This is a genomic window from Streptomyces roseifaciens (assembly GCF_001445655.1).
Taxonomy (GTDB): domain Bacteria; phylum Actinomycetota; class Actinomycetes; order Streptomycetales; family Streptomycetaceae; genus Streptomyces; species Streptomyces aureoversilis.
Genome location: NZ_LNBE01000003.1, coordinates 1613654 through 1631433, shown reverse-complemented (window position 1 = coordinate 1631433; position 17780 = coordinate 1613654). Strand labels below are relative to the sequence as shown.

The window sequence follows — 17780 nt, the reverse complement described above, 5'->3', positions numbered from 1 at the left end:
CGTCCATCCTGCCCACGCTCACCCCTCGGCGAGCACGACCACGTGGTCCTCTTCGCCGAGGGTGAGGGCGGCGGCCTTGGGCGGGTTGAGGAAGACCCCGTAGAAGGGCGGCCGGTCGCTCAGCGCGCGGAGCCGGTAGCCGATGGCGGTCTCCCCGCACTGCCGGGCCGCCTCGATGACCGTCGTGAAGTTCGCCTGCGCACCCGGGCGCAGGTAGCGGGACGCGGGCTTGAGGTAGATCTCGGAGCCGACGGGGTCGAAGAGATCGGCGAGCACGTCGTGGAGGCCGGGGTTCTCGGCCAGTTGGGTCAGCAGCAGGCAGACGAGCTTGGTGCTGACGATGAAGTCGTCGGCCTTGGTGACCTGGGCCACCTCGCGGTTGCCGTCGTCGTTCATCTCCGTGACGATCGAGTACGGGTCGCCCAGGCGGACCTCGATGTCGCGCAGGTGGAGCAGGGTGACCAGGGTGCGGTCGTCGGCGAGGTCGGGCGGGACGCTCTCGTCCGAGAGGACGACGACGTGCTGGTAGCCGCCCGGCCCGAGGGACTCCAGCGACCTCCTGCTGGTGGGGTCGCAGGGGCGGTGACGGACCGTGAGGTTCTCCCGTGGGGTGCCGAGGGCCTCCACGGGCCACCGGGGTGCGGCGATGTCGAGGACGGAGCCGGGCCGGACGAACTGGTCCAGCAGGCTGACGATCTTCGGGGCGCGGGAGTTCCAGCCGATGAGCAGGGTCCGGTCGGGGGCGGGCGGAGGGCCCGGCAGGCAGGAGATGGCCGTGCGGACGACGGGGGCACAGGTGTCGGCCAGGCGGATGAGCAGGTCGTCCTCGGCGACGACGGCCACGCTGTCCCCGTCCTGGATCACGGTGTCCATCGGGGGGTTGACCAGCACCTCGCCGCCGGGCCTGCGCAGGCCGATGGGGATGCCGAGCTCGTAGGCGTGCAGCGCCTCGCCGTAGGTCGTGCCGGTCAGCGCCGGTTCGGGCTGCAGGTAGATCTCGTTGCCGACAAAGCTGAGCAGCTCGTCGCAGACCGCGGAGAGCCCCGCCTGCCGGTGGGACTGGACGACGAGCCGGACGGCGAAGTCCTCGGCGTCGACGACCAGGCCGGTGTCCCCCGCCGCGAGGCGCGCCACGGAGAGGTTGTCCGAGTCCTGCACGGCCGCGACGACGTGGGGCCGGGAGCCGCGCCAGGTGCGGTTGTTCAGCAACAGCAGCACCTTGATGACGCTGGTGTCGCTGTCGTCCCCGCCGGGTGGCAGCACCATGATCGACCGGGCGGTGTCGGGGCTCACGAGCTCGAGGTCGGCCCGCTTGAGGGGGTTGCCTGAGCGGCAGATGACGTGCGTGCGGCCGGTGTCGGGGACGCGGGTGCGGATCCGGTCCTCCATGGCGACCTTGTCGCGGTCGGCGAGGATCACCACGCACGAGCGGCGCTTGCTCTGGTTGGCCTCGACCAGCTCGGCGACCACCGTGAAGACCTGTTCCGACCAGCCCAGGATGATGGTGTGCCCGCGCTCGACGAGCCGCGAGCGGCCCTTGCGCAGCTGCTGGAGCCGGATGTCCAGGCCGGTGGTCAGGACGCCGATGAGCGCGCTGACGATGAAGATGCCGCCGATGGTCACCAGCAGCATCAGGACCAGGAACGCCGGGCCCCCGGTGTCGCCGCCCATCGTGCCCGGGTCGAGGGTGCGCAGCATGCTCATCCAGGCCACGCCGGCCCAGCCGCCGTTGGCCTCGGTGTCCTCGTCGGTGCACAGCACCACCAGGACGGTGGTCGAGGCGACCAGCAGCAGCGAGGCCAGGGCGAGCCAGCCGATGAGGGCGGGGGTCCCGCGGTCCATGGTGGCGTCGAACCAGTACCGCAGCCGTTCCCGCAGCGTCGCGCGCCTCATGTTCCGCTCCCCCTCGCTCCGGACGGATCATCCCAGGCGGAGGACGTCCCGGTGGCAGAATGGGCGCGTGGACCTCCTTCCCCATTTCCACCGCGAGGTACGGGCGTTCGAGGCCGCGGCCCGCCGGGCGTCCGGTGCCGGCGGGGCGCCCGCGGTCCCCTCCTGCCCCGGCTGGTCGGTGTCCGATCTGGTCGTGCACCTGGGCAGCGTGCACCGGGGCGTCGCGCACATCGTCGGGGACCGGCTCACGGGCCCGCCGGACGCCTCCGACCCGGCCTTCTCCGCCGGGCTCCCCGAGGACACCACGGGCTGGCCGCGGCCGGAGCACGCGCCCAACCGCGGGCCGCTGCCGCAGAGCCTGGCCGACTGGTTCGCGGAGGGGGCGGCCGCGCTGGAGGCGCTGTTCCGCAGCCGCGCCCCGGAGGAGCCCGCGTGGACGTGGTCGCGGGAGCAGACCACCGGATTCTGGCTGCGCGTCCAGACCATCGAGGCGGCCGTGCACCGCTGGGACGCGGAGAACGCCCTGGGGACGCCCGGGCCGGTCGACGCCGCGCTCGCGGCGGAGGCCGTGGACCACTCGTTCGAGGTGATGGTGCCGTGGAGCCGCACCCGCGCCGCCGCCCCGCCCGGCTCCGGGGAGCGGTACCGCTTCCGGCGGACGGACGGCGCCGGGGTGTGGACGGTGCGCTTCGACGGGGACGACGTCCGCTCCGGCGCCGGCGAGCAGGAGGCCTGTGACGTCGAAGTGTCCGGTACGGCTTCGGAGCTGATGCTCTTCCTCTGGGGACGGATCCCCGCCGACCGGCTCGCGGTGCGGGGCGACCGGGAGGTCCTGGACCGCTACGCCACCCTGGTTCCCCCGGTCTGAAAGCCGCGTGCGGGCCCCGCGTTCCTTGACCCCGCCCAGTGGGGGCTGATAGACCCCGGATACCTGAACGAACGCCGGGGATGCGGGAGTTGGATGATGGAGATCATCGACGATTTCGGTCTTCCGGTCGCCATGATCGGCGCCGGTGAGCTCGCCGGCGCCCCCTGGACCCGGGCCGACCCGAAGTCCGTGGCCGTCGTCCGGATGACCGACCCCCCGCCGGAGCTCCACGGTGAACTGGCCCGCCGCGGCTTCGTGCGCAAGCCGTCGACCGTGACGTGGCGGGCGGCCCTCGGCACCGGCGAGGAGGAGTTCCTGCGGCGCCTTCCCCGCAAGTCCCGGCAGCGCATCCACCAGGCGCGCCGGATGATCGCGCGGGACGGCCTGCGGGAGGTCGTCGAGGACCGGATATCGCCCGAGGGCCTCGACCTCTTCCTCGACCTCTACGAGGACCGGGTGGCGCGGATGCCGTACGGCGTGGCGTTCGCCCGCAGGCACCGGGAGACCATCCTGTACGGCCCGGAGAAGTACTTCGCCGTGTTCCTGTACCGCGGGGAGGCGCTGGAGGGCGGCACGCTCGCGCTGGAGTCGCCGGACGAGAGCGCGGTCAGGCTGCGCTGGTCCGCCGTCACCGAGGCGGCGCGGCGGGCGAGCCTCCCGCGAGCCCTCTACTGCGCGACGATGCGGGTGGCCCGCGAGAAGGGCTACGCGTGGGCCACGATGGGCGACGACCCCAACCTCTACGGCCACATCCCCCGCCCGGGGCTGTTCACCTTCAAGGCGAGCATGGCCTTCGAGGCGGTCCCGTCGCAGGACTTCGCGGATCCGGCGGGCTTCGACGAGGCCGATCTGGTGCTGTCGCTGGACGCGCTGACGGACCCGGTGCTCATGCTCGGCTACGCGGACGGCGGGAACGGCGGGGCGGGCGGCCACGAGGACGGCCAGGCTGGGCGCGGGCTGCGGGCGTTCCTGGTGAGCGGCTCGCAGGTGGACGTCGAGCCGTACACCGCTCCCTTCCTGTCCGGCCCGGCCGTCGTGCGGCAGCTGCCGGGCGGGGTCAGGGGCTGATCCGGCCGCTGCCGCGGGCCTGCGTCGCGTCGCACCGGGCGGGGCCGGTGCCGGTGCAGCGCCGGTACGGCGGGGCGGGGACGCCCCGGGCGCGCAGCCGGGCGCCGTCGTCGAGGTGGAAGTCGGGGCGGGGCCGGCTCTCGTCGTAGTAGCGGTGGAAGACGGGGGTGAGCGCCCCCGACATGGGCGGGACGATCCACGACCAGTCCGCCGGGCAGCTGCGGCCGGCGAGCTCCTCCCTGGCCAGGTGGCGCAGGAAGCGGGCGGATTCGGTGTGGTGGTCGGCGATGGTCACCCCGGCGGCGTCGAAGGAGTGCAGGACCGCGCGGTTGACCTCGACGAGCGCCTGGTCGCGCCAGAGGGTGCGGGTGCTGGAGGTGTCCAGGCCGAGCCTGCGGCCGACCTCCGGCAGGATGTCGTACCGGCCGGTGTCGCAGAGGTTGCGGACGCCGATCTCGGTGCCCATGTACCAGCCGTTGAAGGGGGCCGCGGAGTAGGAGATCCCGCCGATGCGCAGCCGCATGTGGGAGATGGCGGGGACGGCGTGCCAGCGCAGGCCGAGCTCCGCGAACCAGGGCAGGGCGGGGTGGGTCAGCGGGACCTCGAGCACGTCTTCCGGGGGGAGTTCGAACACCTGTAAGGCGTTCCCCCTGGTCTGGATGATCAGGGGCAGCACGTCGAAGCGGCCGCCCGCGCCCTCCCAGCCCAGCCGGGTCGCCAGCTCGGTCAGCCCGAAACCGCTGGGGTCGCCGGTGTAGCCGCCCTCGAAGCGCAGGTAGCCGGCGTAGCGGACGAGCTGCTCGTTCCATATGAGGACGGGCGGGCCCTCGGCGTCGTCCTGCGGGAAGACGGTGACGACCGGTCTGATCCGCCCGGCGTTGGTGGCCGTCCGCAAGTGGGCGAGGCACTCGGCGGCGACGTCCGCGGCGTTCGTGACGTGCCGGCGGTCGCGCACGCGCAGGCTCTGCCAGTAGAGCCTGCCGATGCAGCGGGCGGAGTTGCGCCAGGCGACCTTGGCGCCGAAGACGAGCTCTTCGGGGGTGTGGCGGTAGGTGCCGGTCTCCGCGATCTGCCGGCGTATCGCGATCAGCCGGGTGTGGAGGGCGGTGTCGTCCAGGCCGGACTCGTCGTGGAACTGCCGGACGAAACGTTCTGCTTCCCCCTGGTCCACCACGGCCCGCGGGTGCCGCCCGTTTCGCTGATCGGTCGTCATCGAGCCCCCACCTTGCGCCGGCCGCGGCCGGCTCCGGCCCGGACGGCCGGGAAAAGACCTTCGGACATGCGCGCCGGGACATCGTATGCGGCCGCTCCGCGGCGGCCAAGGAGTCTGCGGAAAGGGCCTCCGGGCCGCCCCACCACCATGTCCGATGACCGCCAGACAGGCGGGCCCGGCGTGGGAACAATGACCACGTGCTCGACTTCGACAGCTACTACCGGGCCATGGCCAGCCGCGACGCACGGTTCGACGGGTCCTTCTACGTCGCGGTGACCACCACCGGCGTGTACTGCCGCCCGGTGTGCGGTTCGCGGACGCCGAAGCCGGAGAACGTGCGCTTCTTCCGGATCGCCGCGGCGGCCGAGGCCGCGGGGTTCCGGGCGTGCCGCCGGTGCCGGCCCGAGGCGGCGCCCTCCTCCCCCGAGTGGAACGTGCGCGGCGACCTGGTGGCCCGGGCGCTGCGGCTCATCGCGGGCGGCGCGGTCGACGAGGTCGGGGTGGCCGGGGTGGCCCGCCAGCTGGCGGTGAGCGAGCGCCACCTGCACCGGCAGCTGGTCGCGGAGGTCGGGGTCGGCCCCCTCGCCCTGGCGCTGAACCGCCGGACCCAGGTGGCCCGGCTGCTGATCGAGTCCAGTGCGCTGCTGCTGTCGGAAGTGGCCCTCGCCGCGGGCTACTCCAGCGTCCGGCAGTTCAACGACGGAATGCGCGCGGCCTTCGGCTGCTCGCCCACGGAGCTGCGCAGGGCCTGCGGGGCCCGGGCGGACCAGCGGGCGGGAGAGCGGGCCCCCGGCCGGTCCGGGCCGCTGGTGCTGCGCCTGCGCTACCGGCCGCCCTTCGACGGGGAGGGCATCCTGGCGTGGCTGCGCGAGCGGGCCGTGCCCGGAGTCGAGGAGACCGAGGGCAACCGCTACCGCCGTACGCTGCGCCTGCCGCGGGGCAGCGGCACCGCCGAACTCGACCTCACGGTCGCGGCGGCCGCGCGCGGCCGGACCGGGCAGCAGCACGTGACGCTGCGGCTCACGCTCGCCGACCTGCGCGACGTGACGGCCGCCGTACGGCGCTGCCGCGACCTGCTCGACCTCGACGCCGACCCCGCGGCGATCGGGGAGGCCCTGCGCCCCGACCCGTGGATCGGGCCGCTGGTGCGGGCCGCGCCGGGGCTGCGGATGCCCGGGTGCACGCACGGCTTCGAGCCAGCCCTGCGGGTGGTCCTCGAACAGTTCGCCTCCCTGGCGGAGGTGCGCGCGGTCTGCACGCGGATGGCCGCGCACTGCGGCGAGCCGGTCGCGGCGGCCGGTGAGGGCCGTCCCTGCCGGCTCTTCCCCTCCGCCCAGGCGCTGGCTGACGCCGACCCGGACGCGTTCGGCCTCGCCGGGAGACCTGCGGCCGCCGTACGGGCCCTGGCCGGTGCGGTGGCCGAGGAGAAGCTGTCCCTCGAACGGGACGCCGACCGGGAGGAGACCGCGGCGCGGCTGCGCGAGCTGCCCGGTGTGAGCGGGTGGGCCGTGCAGCGCATCGCGATGCATGCCCTGGGCGACCCCGACGCGTTCGCCCCGCAGGACCCGCAGGTGCGGGCCGCCGCGAAGGCCCTCGGCCTGGCCGGGGCCCGCGACGCCGGCCGGCTGGCGGAGCACGCCCGGGCCTGGCAGCCGTGGCGCTCGTACGCCGCGCTGCACCTGCGAGGGGCGGCGCCCGTACGGCAACGCGCCCTGTGAGGGGCGCGAGGCGGTGTCGATCTGCGGCTCCGCCGCGGGCGCGACCAGCCACGGACGGCCCGCAGCCAACTGATCGCACACCGATTCGTACATCCGGCGGAGCCCCGAGGAGATCGATGGAAGCTCACGGCATGCGCAGTTCGACGCTGCCCACACCGCTCGGCCCCTTCAGCCTGCTGACCGTCGGGGGCGGAATCCTGGCCGCGGGGTTCACGGCTGAACCGAACGGCCTGCTGGCCGAGCTGCCCGCTCCGTGGCGCGACCGCGAGCCGGTGTCGGCGGACGTGCCCGAGCCGTACGCGTCCGCGCTCGCCGCCTACTTCGGCGGCGAGGTCGAGGCGATCGACGCGCTGCCCGTCGTGCAGAGCGGCAGCGGCTTCCGGACGGCGGCCTGGCGGGAGATGCGCCGGGTCCGGCCCGGTACGACGGTCAGCTACCAGGAGCTGGCGGCGTCCGCGGGGAAGCCGGGTGCGGCGCGGGCCGCGGGCGCCGCGTGCGCGTACAACCTGGTACCGCTGGTCGTCCCCTGCCACCGCGTCCGCCGCTCGGACGGCACGCTCGGGGGCTATTACTACGGCCTCGCGGTCAAGCGGTGGCTGCTCGATCACGAGAGGGGTGCGGGCAGCCGGTGAACGCGTACTGGCGGGTGCTGAGGTCGGGGGACTTCGGGCGGCTGTGGCTGGGCGCGTCCGTGTCGCTGCTCGGCGACGGGATGACGTTCCTCGCGCTGGCGTGGCTGGTGCTCGACGAGGGCGGCACCGGACGGCTGGGGCTGCTGGGGGTCTGCTTCACGGCGCCGGTCGTCGTGGGCGGCCTGCTCGTGGGGCCGCTGCTCGACCGGTTCGACAAGCGGACGCTGCTGATCGCGGACAGTGTGTTCCGGGCGGCGTGCGTGGCGTCGGTTCCCCTCGCGGCGGCCGCCGGCGGGGTGCCGGTGTGGCTGCCGTTCCTGGTGGCGGTGGTCTACGGCCTGCTCAAGATGGTGCCGCTCGCCGGGTTCCCCGCCGCGATCCCGCAGCTGGTCGGGGACCGCGACCTCGACACCGCGAACGCCCTCGAATCGCTGAGCTTCAGCGTGGCGACCGTCGTCGGCCCGGCGGCGGCCGGCGTCCTGGTGGGGGCGATCGGCGCCCCCCAGGTGCTGCTCCTCGACGCGGCGTCCTATCTGGTCTTCGCGGCGCTGGTGGCGACGGTGCGCCGGCCACTGTCGCCGCCCTCGCGGGCGGGGCGGCAGGCGGGGAAGCAGGCGCCGAAGGCGTCGCTGAAGGGCGTCGCGCGCGACCGGGTGATCATCTCCACGACGGTCGCCTTCATGCTCTTCAACATCGCCGACGGGATGCTGATCCTGGTCGTCGGGCCGTGGCTGGCGAAGAACGAGCTGCACGGCGGCGCCCCGGTCCTGGGCGCGCTGACGGCGGCCCTGGCGGCCGGGGAGGTCCTCGGCGCGGCGGTGGCCGGCGGGGGCCGCCTCGGGCCCGCGTCGGTGCGGCTGATCGGGCTGGCCCAGACGGGGGCCGCGCTCGCCTTCCTCGCCGTGCTCGGCGCACCGCTGGAACTCGTGGTCGGCGCCGGCTTCTTCGCGGTGGGCCTGCTGACTGCGCCCATGACCGTATGGGCGCAGTCGCTGCGGATGCGGCGCATCCCCCCGGAGCTGCACGGGCGGGCCTTCGCCGGGCTGCGCACGCTGATGACGGGCACGGCGCCGCTCGGCGCGGTGATCGCCGCCCCGCTGCTGTCCGGCGGCAACCTCACCGCCGCGGCCGTGACGATGGCCTGCTGCGCCGGGCTGCCGGGCCTCTACCTGCTGTTGTCCTTCACCGGCGACGGCTCCGCGCCCGCCGCGGCCGCCGAGCCGGTGCCGGAGCGGGCCGACACCGGCTGAGACGTCGCGCGCACCACCGTGTGCACCGGCGGCCGGCGCCCCAGGAAGCCGCGCAGGGCGAACTCCCAGCCGTAGGCACCCGCCAGGGGGAAGACCACGAGGTCCCCGGCGCGCAGCCGGCCGACCCGGATGCCGCGGGCGAGGATGTCCTCGGGCGTGCACAGGGGTCCGGCGAGGGAGATGGTGGTGTCCGTCAGGGCGGGGCGGGGGCACGCGTACGGCCAGCGGTCGACGTCCACGACGGCGGCGTCGAGGGCGACTTCCAGGAGGGCGGGCAGCATGAAGTGGTTGATGCCGCCGGCGAGGACGGCGAACCGGCTGCCGGCCACCTCCTTCACGTCCGTCACCTGGGCCGCGTAGTAGCCGCTGTCCGCCACGAGCCAGCGCCCGGGTTCGAGGACCACGCGGACGCCGGGCGGGGGCGGGGCGGCGCGCAGCCGGGCGGCGAACCTGCCGAGGTCGAAGGGTGCCCCGCCGCGCGGAGCGACGCCGAGGCCGCCGCCCGCGTCGAGCACGCGCAGGGCGAAGCCGTGCTCGCGGGCGGCCCGTACGGCCCAGTGCAGCCGTGCCTGCACGTGGGCGGCGTGGGCGTCGGCGTCGAGGTTGTTGGACACCACGTGGAAGTGGTAGCCGACGAGGTCGAGTCCGGGCAGGGCGCGGGCGACGGCGGCCGCCTCCGGCAGTGCGTCCTCGCCGATGCCGAACTGGGTGGCGTGGCCGTCCATGCACAGCGCGCCCTGCAGCGGTCCGGTGGCCGCGTTGACGCGGAGCACGACCGGGATGCGGCGGCCGGCCCGGTCCGCCGCGGCGGCGATCCGGTGGAGTTCGAGGGTGCTCTCGGCGCTGACGAAGTCCACGCCCGTCCGGGCGAGGGCCATCAGCATGGCGTCGGTCTTGCCGGGGCCGGTGGCGATCAGGGCCCGCGCGGAGGCTGCGCGGGCCGCCCCGGCCTCGCCCTCGGAGGAGACGTCGAATCCGTCGACGCCGGGGGCGAGCGCTTCGAGCACGGCCGGGAAGGAGTTGGCCTTCACGGCGTAGAAGACCTCCGCCCAGTCCGGGAGCCGGGCGCGCAGCAGCGCCGCCCTGCGGTCCGCCGCGGCCGGGTCGTGCACGTACGCGCACAGCGGCTCCGGCCCGGCCTCCTTCGCGAGCCGGCGCAGCCGCTGGACGACGGGGCCGGGCAGGGCCGAGGAGGGCAGGGCAGGGCGGGCGCCGGTGCCCGGCGACCACTGCTGGGCGGGCCAGGGGACGGCCGGGGCGGGCTGCGTGGCGGCCATCAGAAGTACGTCTCCAGGGGGCCGGTGCGCCGGATGTCCAGGGTGGCGCAGTGGAAGGCGCCGCCGAAGGCCGTGTAGTGCTCGAACGTGCAGGGGACGGGGTCGAACCCCCACTGCTCGAAGGCCTTGATGAGTGGTGTCTGGGACCGTTCGACGACCACGTGGTCCGGGTCGAGCATGAGCACGTTCAGGCTGCTCCACGCGCTCATCAGCCCCCGCTGCATGACGGGGGTGACGACCGGCTCCGGGGGGATGAGCACGTCCCAGGACCGGAAGACGGAAGGAAGCCCTTCCGGGTCGATGAACTCGGGGTTGACCAGGACCTTTCCGGGGGCCAGGGGCAGCAGGGAGGTGTCGATGTGCATGGCCCGCGGGTAGCGCGAGACGACCTCGTGGACGCGGTACCCCGGCCCGAGGTGCCGGCGGAGCCACTCCAGGCCGAGGGCGTTGGTGACGTGGCTGCGCTCCATGAACAGGTCCCGCCCGCAGCGCATCACGTCGGCCGCGTCGAAGACCGGTTCGGCCTCGGTGACCAGGTACGTCATCTCCTGGTCCGGGGGCGGGATCTCGTAGCCGGGGCGGTACTGCGCGTCGAGGAGGCGTGGCTTGGGGGCGGCGGTCCAGCGGGCGCCGCGCTCGAAGTACTCGGTGAGCAGGCCGCGGTAGGGCCAGGTCTCGAAGTACCGGTTGCGGTCGGCCATCGGCACTTCGATGATCTCGTCCCCGACGACGAGCAGGAGGTCGCGCGGGTTCGCGGCGGAGATGCCGTTGGCGACCGCCCAGGCGGGGGTGGCGAACGGGCCGGAGGTGTCGGGCGGGTCGGGGCGGCGCACGGTGACGTGGGCGTCGTGGAGGATGCCGATGAGCTCCTCCAGGCCGCGCTCGGCTTCCTCCACCACCTCCTGGGGCATCCGGGTGCCGGCGGAGACGCCGAGGTGCTCCTGTGCGGCGGGCGGTACGGAGATACGGTCGAGCACCTCCCACGACGACGTCATCGCGCCGTCGACCCTGCCGACGACGACTTCCTCCAGCGGGTCCCATTCGTTGTGCGAGGAGACCACGGGCATGAGGGGCTTCCTTCCGTGAGGAGCGGCGGGACGACGAGGGCGGGCCTAGCGGGTCATGCAGTTCTCGTCGCTCTCGCGGCCGCCCTGGTAGGCGATCTCCCCCTTGAGGACCTTGCGGTAGAAGCTCCAGTACGAGGTTTCGGTGACGAGGATCTTCTCCTGCATGGCGGCGTGCAGCTGCGGCACGTTCACCATGGGGACGCCCTGGTGGTAGTGGTGCGCGGTGTGCAGGTTGTTGTAGTTGGTGAGCCAGCGGACGAAGCGCGAGGCGTGGATGGTCCGGGTGTTGCTCAGGACGTTGTCGTCGGTCTGGGTGTTCAGACCGAAGTGCTCGGGCATCTCGATCAGGAAGTGTGCCGCCTCGCTCACGAGGAGGGCGGGGGCGAACCATGCCAGGACGACGAACCAGTCGCGGGTCAGCACGCCGGCCGCGACCGCACCGGCCAGCAGGACGAGCAGCAGGGCGTACTCGTTCTGGACGGCCCGTCCGGCGCGCGGCCGCTCGACGCCGGGGATGGGGCGCCGGGCGGCACCGCGGCCCAGGTTGCGCAGGACGTCGGCGTAGCGGCCGGGGTGGAAGGCGGCGAGGGCGAAGCCGTGCACGCTGTCGAGGCCGTGGAAGCGGTAGTTGAAGAACTCCTGGTTGCGGGGGGTGCCGAGGAAGGCGTGGTGGCGGAGGTGCTCGTACTTGTAGTGGGAGTACGAGCTGAACATGAACACCCCGCAGACGAAGCCCCAGGTCCGGTTCGCCCACCGGGCGTGGAAGGCGTGCTCGTGGAGGCACTCGTGCTGGAGCTCCACCAGGTAGGCGTACGTCACGCCGAGGACGAGGACGGCGGCGACGCAGGTGACGGGGTTGCGGAATTCGAGCAGGGCCGTCCAGCAGACCACGATCACGGCGAAGGCGACGGCGATCTTGGCCATGAAGCGCCGCGGGCGGCGTTCGAAGTACGACATCGGCAGGCCGCGCCGGGTGTCGGCGCCGCGGACCGGCGCCAGGGCCACGTCGTGGGAGCCGTCGAGGTTGAGCTGTTCCCCTTCGTGGGGAGCCGTGCGGGACATGGCTGTTCCTCCTTCTGCAAGGGGTGCGGGCGCTCCGCGGGCTACGGATGCGCAGGGACGATCAGCCGGCCGGCCGTCAGTGCCGTGGTCATGCAGGGGGCCTGCGCGTAGGACTCCCGGCCGATCGGGTCGCGGGCGAGTGCCGGGCGGGCCGGGGAACAGGCGCCCCCGGCCTCCTCCAGGAGCGCGGCGGGCGCGCCCCTCACCCACAGGAGCCCCCTCCCCCGGGCCTCCTCCGCGCCGTCCACCAGGCAGTACGCCGCGAGCCATTCGGGACGGCCGTCGGCGGAGCGGCCGCAGGAGGTGAGGGAGTCGAGGACGAGGGCGCGTCCGGGGAAAGCCGTACGGGGAAGGCGTCCGCCCGGTGCGGCCGGGGGGCGGGTGCCGGTGCCGAAGGTGCCGTGCGGCACCAGCCAGCGGTCCGGCTCTGCCAGCAGCTCGCACGCCCGGCAGAGGTCGGCCTGCCGTCGGCCGGTCGCGGTGACGAGCCCGCGGAGGGGGAAGTCGTGCGGCGGGTAGGGCGAGGAGCATCCGCTGCCGGGCCCGCCGGCCGTGCCGTCCTCCTCCTGTGCGGCGGCGGTCAGCGCCAGCAGCGCGGCGGGGCCGAGGACGACGGGGTCGCCGGGGCGGATGTCGCCGGGGCCCGCGGCGGACGTCCAGGGCAGGGATCGGGGCGGGCCCGTCCCGTCCTTGAGGTGGAGCACGCGGTCGCGGTCGCGGACGAGGAGGTACGTACGCGTGGACAGGGCCACGCGGCTGCCGTCGCACATGACGTCGGTGGTGATGCGGCCGGTCTCCACGAGCAGGCCGTCCTCGCCGAGCGCGGGTGCGGCGCGGTCGCGGAGCGCGCGGTGGACGGCCCGGGCGCGGCGGCCCGGCTCCTCGCCGGTGCGGGCCGCCCCGGTCGACGACAGCCGCCAGGTGCCGGGCTCGTCGGAGACGGCGGTCATGGCCAGCCGGGTGCGGGTCTCGCCCGCGTCGGCGTCCAGGCGCACGATGTCGTGGCCGCGGGCGATGGTGACGGCGGGGCTCACGGCGTGCACCGCAGGCGGGAGAGCCGGAGGGCCGGCGCGCACATGCCGACGTCGAACAGCAGCTGGCCGTCCTTCCCGCACAGGGCGTTGTCGCCGAACTCGGTGTGCGCGCCCGTCTCCACGACGCGGGTGAGGACGTCGGCGCGCTCGCGCAGGCGGCCGCGGACGTACTCGCCCGTGCGGCGGCCGGAGCGGATCCGCTCGCCGAGCACCAGACGGGCTTCGAGGGTGGCGCCGGTGCGGATGCCGTCCGCGAGGCGGTGGACGAGGAGCCCGTGGCCGGCGTTCTCGACGAGCGCGTCGGTCCCGGCGTCGCCGGGCCGGCAGACGACGTTCGACATGCGGGGCAGCGGCCGGTGCAGCACCGACGCGGCGCGGCTGTTGGCGGTGGGCATCGCCGCCTCGGCGGCGGCGCTGGAGAGACTGTGCAGCTGGCGCACGAGCCTGCCCTCGTGCACGATCCGCTGCCGGCCGAGGCAGACGACGCCTTCGTCGTCGGTGTCGTAGTGGGCCGGCCCGCCCTCGGCGAGGGGGTCGTCGTCCAGGGTGATCAGCTCGCCGGCCACGCGGCAGCCGAGCCGGTGGGCGAGGGCGGGCGTGCCGCCGGGGGACGCCTCGGCGAAGTGGCCCGCCGCCTCGTGCAGCAGGACGCCCGCGGCCTGGGGCATGAGCACCGCCGCGCACTCCCCCGGCTCCGCGTCGCGGGCCGCGTCGACGGCGGCCAGCAGCCCGGCGGCGGACTCGCACCACGCCGGGTCGGTGAGCCGGGGCAGCGCCGGGCCGCGGCCGCTGCGCCCGACGGGGACCTCGTGCCCGCCGGGTGTGATCAGGTCGCCGGTCAGCGACCAGACGCGGCGCGCCTGGGGGGCGCCGGTGCCGTGGGCCGTCCCCGCGACGACCCGGACCGAGGAGACCTGCGAGAACTGCAGGGCGGCGCGGCCCCCGAAGCGGTCGCGGAGGGCGGTGAGGGCGGCCAGGACCTCGCCGTGGTCCTCCGGCGGCTCCGGCTCGGGGAGGTCGATGCGCCACGGGCCGGGCGGATCGCCGGAGAAGATGCACGTGCCGCGGCCCGGGCCCCGGTCGTGGCGGCCCATGCGGGTGGCCAGGAGGTGGGCCGACGTCCCGCGGGGGCCGGCCGTCACCACGCCGCCGACGGCCGCTTCGCAGGCGACGGCCTCCCCCGCCGGGGCGTCAGCGGGCATCGGTGCCGCCGTTGACCGGCGCCTCCAGCAGCAGGCCCATCCCGGCCAGCGAGCGGACCAGCTCCAGGCCGCGGCGGAGCGTGGTGTCCGGGTCGCCGGAGTCCTCGGGGAAGACCTCGGCGACGAGCTGCCGCGCGGTACGCCGGCCGTCGGCGCGCTCCAGCAGGTCGCGCGCGCTGCGGCCCAGCTGGATGGTCTCGATCCGGTCGTGGGCGCTCTTGCGGGTGACCACGTAGCTGCTGCCGTTGGCGCCCGTACCCTCCTGGGCCGCGGGTGCGTCCGCCGGGCCGCGCAGCATCCGGTGCAGGTCGTGCGGGAACTCGGCGCTGAGGAAGTCCCCGGCGCGGAGGGCGGATTCGGGGCCGACGTTGGGTGCGGCGGGGCGCGGGGGCGGCTCGGGCAGGTCGGCCGCGGCCAGCCGCATCATCTCGTAGCGCACGAGGGACGCGGCCGGCGAGTCCTCGATGCCGAGCCGGACGGTCTCCTCCTGGGCGAAGACCAGCAGGTCCCGTGCCTCGCTCTGGTGGCGGAAGCGGGTCCCCGGCGAGTGCTCGGCGTTGTACTCCTCTATCCAGGCCACCCAGCGCTCGTACCAGTCCATGGGCGAGTCGTAGTACGGCAGGAGCCGCGGCCACAGGGACGCGAGGACGACGACGTGGCCGGAGAGCTCCTCGGCCGCGTCGATCAGCGCGTCGCCCACGTCGGGGCACGCGAAGCGGTAGTCGGTGCAGAACATGTCCTTGTGCTCGCGCCGGTACTGCTGGATGCGTCCCATGAGCCGGTCGGTGACGGGGATGTCGTAGTACTCGGCGGGGCGGTTGAGGGTGGGCGCGTACTGCTTGTACATGGGCGACTGGTGCAGCGGGACGAGCGTGAACAGCTGGCTGCGGCCCTGGCCCTCCTCCAGGAACTGGAAGAAGCGGGTGAGGGTCTCGGACATGGTCTCGCGGGTCTCGGTCGGGTAGCCGACGATGAAGCCGGTCACGGGGCGGATGCCCGCGGCCTTCGTCGCCCTGACGACCTCCAGGGACCGTTCGAGGTCGAGGTTCTTCTTGATCCAGCGCTGCATCTTCGGCGAGCCGCTCTCGATGCCGTAGTAGATCTCCTCGCAGCCCGCCGCGCCCATCTTGTCGAGGAGTTCGGCGTCGATGAGGTCGGTCCTGGTGCTGCAGCCCCAGGTGACCCCGAGGTCGCGGTCGATCAGGGCGTCGCAGAACTTGTGGGCCCAGGGGCGGTCGCAGGTGAAGATGTCGTGCGAGAAGTTCACGCTGGTGCGGCCGAACACGTCGCGGACGTACTCCAGCTGCCGGATGATGTCGTCGATGGGCCGCATGCGGAACTTGCGCTCCCAGAAGGGTGCGGTGGCGCAGAAGGAGCAGCGGAAGGGGCAGCCGCGGCCGACGTCCAGGTACAGCCGGGCGCCCTTGGACATGTCGTAGGCGTAGTAGGCGGGCCAGGGCAGGTCGGCGAGGTCCTGGAACAGCGGCCGTTCGGCGTTGACGACGGCCTCGCCGCCCTTGCGGTGGGTGAGGCCGCGGATCCCCGAGGGGTCCTCGCCCGCGTGCAGCGTCTCCAGGAGCTCGTTGAAGGTCGCCTCGCCCTCGCCCCGCACGATGAAGTCGGCCCAGGGGAAGCGCTGGAGGAACTCGGCGCTGATGGGGGTGACGGCCGGGCCGCCGAGGCAGATCCGGGTGTCCGGGGAGCGCCTGCGCAGGGCCTGCCCGAGCAGGACGGTGTGGACGAGCGAGTCCGCGTCGGTCATCAGGCCGACCAGGGAGTCGCCGGCCGCGAGCACGGACTGGGCGAGGCTGTCGTAGAGGGCGTCGTCGTTGGGGACGGCGCCGTCGAGCAGCAGCTGGTTGGTCTCGACGACCTCGATCGCGGCGGGCGCTCCGGCGGAGTCGGCGGCGGCCTTGAGGGACAGCAGGCCGACGGGGACGAAGTTCTGCATGGGCGGCGGGTCGCCGGGCCGGGTCCGCAGGGACATCCCGCCGTGGTTGAGGTGCGGGCTCGTGGCGAGCGCGACCTTCATCATGAGCGCTCCCCGGGCACGGTGCTGCGGGCCTGGGCCGGGGCCGCGTCCCGGGCGCCGGGCCCGGCCCCTTCGCCGCGGCGCAGTTCGACGCGCGGCTCGGCCATGATGCGTTCGCGGAAGAGCTCTTCCCGGCGCAGGATGCTCTGCAGCTGGAAGTCGCTGGTGCCGCAGCCGTCGAAGGTGCCGTTGAGGATGCTGGACTGGCTCGGGCAGCGCCCGGTGCAGAAGTACTTGTCGTCGTTGATGGGGCAGCCTTCGCAGGTGTCGCGGTAGTTGTCCCAGGTGATCTTCCGGACGAGCCAGTCCTCGCTCCCCCAGATGCCGGCGAACGGGGTGAGCTGGACGTTCCCGCCGCACAGCACCTTGTTCCCGGCGCAGGTGCTGCAGGGGAAGACGTCCCCGGCGGAGTTCACGTAGCAGACGCCGCGTCCGCTCATGCAACGGCGCGTGGCGAAGACCATGGTGTAGAGGAAGTCGAGCACCTTGCCCGCGCACAGGCCGAGGGTGCGGTCCTTCTCCCGGCCCCACTCCTCCTCGTCGATCCAGAACCGGGCGGTGCGCTCGACGTCGTGCATCGAACTGGCGAGGTCCTTGTGGAGGGCGCCGCGGCCCATCGGGATGAACGGCACGCTGCGCAGGCTGACGTCGTTCTCCTTCGCCCAGTCGATGATGACGGGGAGGTCGTCGACGTTCTCATGGGTCGTGGTGGTCATGATGCTGGTGTTGAATCCGCGGTCCCGGAGTTCGGCGAGCCGGCGGGTGACGTAGGCGAACTCGCCTTCGTTGCGGTATTTCCCCTGTCCGTGCAGGCCGTCGATGCTCATGCTGATGATGACGTCGTCCTGCGGTATGCGGGAGAGGATGCGTTCGCTGAGCGTCGTGCCGTTCGTGGCGATGCCGATGACGAATCCCAGGTCGTACGCGCGCTGCACGATCTCGCAGAAATCGGGGTGCATGGTGGGTTCGCCGCCGGTCACGATCAGCGAGAAGACGCCCATGGCCGCCCATTCGTCGAGCAGCCGCATGATGAGCTCGGTGGGCAATTCGGAGCTGCGCGCCCGGCCGCCCTCGACGAAGCAGTGCGGGCAGCGCAGATTGCAGGAGCGGGTGATCTCCAGCCACACCATGGCGGGCGCACGGAAATGGAAATCCGTCTCCACGGAGAGTCTTTCGACGAGGTGGGCCGTGCATCGTTCGGGTGGTTCGCCCGCGCGCAGCAGGGCTTCGGCGCCCTCGTCGTACATGGCCACCGAACCGTCCGGGAATGCGGCCAGCCAGCCGAAGTCCTCCCGGCGGTACCGGATGACCGGCCGTGTCCTCGGCGGCAGCCGCCGGGCGTATTCGGGCGTGCAGGACGACACGTGCTGCAGCAACGTACCCCTCCATCGTCTCCGTCGTCGTCCGTCTCCCTCGCGCGCGGGACGCGTGCGGGACGGACGTGAACCGCCGGGGCCCTCGCCG

General features: G+C 73.8%; 14 protein-coding genes. 5 read left to right on the top strand and 9 right to left on the bottom strand.

Annotated features, from left to right (window positions below; genetic code table 11):
- Positions 1 to 18: 18 nt before the first annotated feature.
- A complete protein-coding gene (locus tag AS857_RS12805) occupies positions 19 to 1893 on the bottom strand; it encodes a CASTOR/POLLUX-related putative ion channel (RefSeq protein WP_058043229.1) in 1875 nt (624 codons plus the stop codon).
- A 67-nt stretch (positions 1894 to 1960) separates the two neighbouring features.
- On the opposite strand from AS857_RS12805, the gene AS857_RS12800 reads away from it, so the two are divergent.
- Together AS857_RS12800 and AS857_RS12795 are read left to right on the top strand one after the other, a co-directional pair.
- A complete protein-coding gene (locus AS857_RS12800) occupies positions 1961 to 2761 on the top strand; it encodes a maleylpyruvate isomerase family mycothiol-dependent enzyme (RefSeq protein WP_058043228.1) in 801 nt (266 codons plus the stop codon).
- Between the two features lie 93 nt (positions 2762 to 2854).
- Positions 2855 to 3829: a hypothetical protein gene (locus AS857_RS12795; RefSeq protein WP_144440797.1), complete on the top strand. Its 975-nt coding sequence runs from the start codon at positions 2855 to 2857 to the stop codon at positions 3827 to 3829.
- Here AS857_RS12795 and AS857_RS12790 read toward each other — a convergent pair.
- The gene (locus AS857_RS12790) at positions 3819 to 5042 is read right to left on the bottom strand and encodes a nitric oxide synthase oxygenase (protein WP_063804239.1); all 1224 of its coding nucleotides are present in this window, start codon (positions 5040 to 5042) and stop codon (positions 3819 to 3821) included. The genes AS857_RS12795 and AS857_RS12790 overlap by 11 nt on opposite strands.
- 197 nt (positions 5043 to 5239) lie before the next feature.
- Here AS857_RS12790 and AS857_RS12785 point away from each other — a divergent pair, with 197 nt between their 5' ends.
- The 3 genes from AS857_RS12785 (at position 5240) to AS857_RS12775 (ending at position 8642) form a co-directional block, all read left to right on the top strand.
- On the top strand, positions 5240 to 6760 hold the full coding sequence (locus tag AS857_RS12785; RefSeq protein WP_058043226.1) for a bifunctional transcriptional activator/DNA repair enzyme AdaA: 1521 nt from the start codon (positions 5240 to 5242) through the stop codon (positions 6758 to 6760).
- Between the two features lie 131 nt (positions 6761 to 6891).
- The gene (locus AS857_RS12780) at positions 6892 to 7392 is read left to right on the top strand and encodes a methylated-DNA--[protein]-cysteine S-methyltransferase (protein WP_058044108.1); all 501 of its coding nucleotides are present in this window, start codon (positions 6892 to 6894) and stop codon (positions 7390 to 7392) included.
- A complete protein-coding gene (locus AS857_RS12775; RefSeq protein ID WP_058043225.1) occupies positions 7389 to 8642 on the top strand; it encodes an MFS transporter in 1254 nt (417 codons plus the stop codon). The genes AS857_RS12780 and AS857_RS12775 overlap by 4 nt, the downstream gene beginning before the upstream one ends.
- On the opposite strand, the gene AS857_RS12770 is transcribed toward AS857_RS12775, so the two are convergent.
- Genes AS857_RS12770 through AS857_RS12740 form a run of 7 tightly spaced genes read right to left on the bottom strand, consistent with a single transcriptional unit; the run spans position 8558 to position 17692 of the window.
- The gene (locus AS857_RS12770) at positions 8558 to 9919 is read right to left on the bottom strand and encodes an alanine racemase (protein ID WP_058043224.1); all 1362 of its coding nucleotides are present in this window, start codon (positions 9917 to 9919) and stop codon (positions 8558 to 8560) included. The two genes, AS857_RS12775 and AS857_RS12770, sit on opposite strands and share 85 nt — an antisense overlap.
- The gene (locus AS857_RS38835; protein WP_058043223.1) at positions 9919 to 10986 is read right to left on the bottom strand and encodes an amidinotransferase; all 1068 of its coding nucleotides are present in this window, start codon (positions 10984 to 10986) and stop codon (positions 9919 to 9921) included. Before AS857_RS38835 ends, AS857_RS12770 begins: the two co-directional genes overlap by 1 nt.
- Positions 10987 to 11031: 45 nt before the next feature.
- Complete coding sequence (locus AS857_RS38830) at positions 11032 to 12048, bottom strand: fatty acid desaturase family protein (RefSeq protein WP_058043222.1); 1017 nt, start codon at positions 12046 to 12048, stop codon at positions 11032 to 11034.
- Between the two features lie 41 nt (positions 12049 to 12089).
- A complete protein-coding gene (locus AS857_RS12755) occupies positions 12090 to 13082 on the bottom strand; it encodes a hypothetical protein (protein ID WP_144440796.1) in 993 nt (330 codons plus the stop codon).
- A complete protein-coding gene (locus AS857_RS12750) occupies positions 13079 to 14284 on the bottom strand; it encodes a metallopeptidase TldD-related protein (protein WP_058043220.1) in 1206 nt (401 codons plus the stop codon). Before AS857_RS12750 ends, AS857_RS12755 begins: the two co-directional genes overlap by 4 nt.
- On the bottom strand, positions 14274 to 16319 hold the full coding sequence (locus AS857_RS12745) for a B12-binding domain-containing radical SAM protein (protein ID WP_079110280.1): 2046 nt from the start codon (positions 16317 to 16319) through the stop codon (positions 14274 to 14276). The genes AS857_RS12750 and AS857_RS12745 overlap by 11 nt, the downstream gene beginning before the upstream one ends.
- Positions 16316 to 17692, bottom strand: a complete 1377-nt coding sequence (locus tag AS857_RS12740; RefSeq protein WP_058043218.1) for a radical SAM protein — start codon at positions 17690 to 17692, stop codon at positions 16316 to 16318. The genes AS857_RS12745 and AS857_RS12740 overlap by 4 nt, the downstream gene beginning before the upstream one ends.
- Positions 17693 to 17780: the final 88 nt, after the last annotated feature.

Excerpts from the sequence above, each read along its gene's own strand:
- AS857_RS12795 (WP_144440797.1), top strand. The coding sequence starts at position 2,855 with ATGATGGAGATCATCGACGATTTCGGTCTTCCGGTCGCCATGATCGGC.
- AS857_RS12745 (WP_079110280.1), bottom strand. The coding sequence starts at position 16,319 with ATGATGAAGGTCGCGCTCGCCACGAGCCCGCACCTCAACCACGGCGGG.
- AS857_RS12790 (WP_063804239.1), bottom strand. The coding sequence starts at position 5,042 with ATGACGACCGATCAGCGAAACGGGCGGCACCCGCGGGCCGTGGTGGAC.
- AS857_RS12780 (WP_058044108.1), top strand. The coding sequence starts at position 6,892 with ATGCGCAGTTCGACGCTGCCCACACCGCTCGGCCCCTTCAGCCTGCTG.
- AS857_RS38830 (WP_058043222.1), bottom strand. The coding sequence starts at position 12,048 with ATGTCCCGCACGGCTCCCCACGAAGGGGAACAGCTCAACCTCGACGGC.
- AS857_RS12770 (WP_058043224.1), bottom strand. The coding sequence starts at position 9,919 with ATGGCCGCCACGCAGCCCGCCCCGGCCGTCCCCTGGCCCGCCCAGCAG.
- AS857_RS12805 (WP_058043229.1), bottom strand. The coding sequence starts at position 1,893 with ATGAGGCGCGCGACGCTGCGGGAACGGCTGCGGTACTGGTTCGACGCC.
- AS857_RS38835 (WP_058043223.1), bottom strand. The coding sequence starts at position 10,986 with ATGCCCGTGGTCTCCTCGCACAACGAATGGGACCCGCTGGAGGAAGTC.
- AS857_RS12750 (WP_058043220.1), bottom strand. The coding sequence starts at position 14,284 with ATGCCCGCTGACGCCCCGGCGGGGGAGGCCGTCGCCTGCGAAGCGGCC.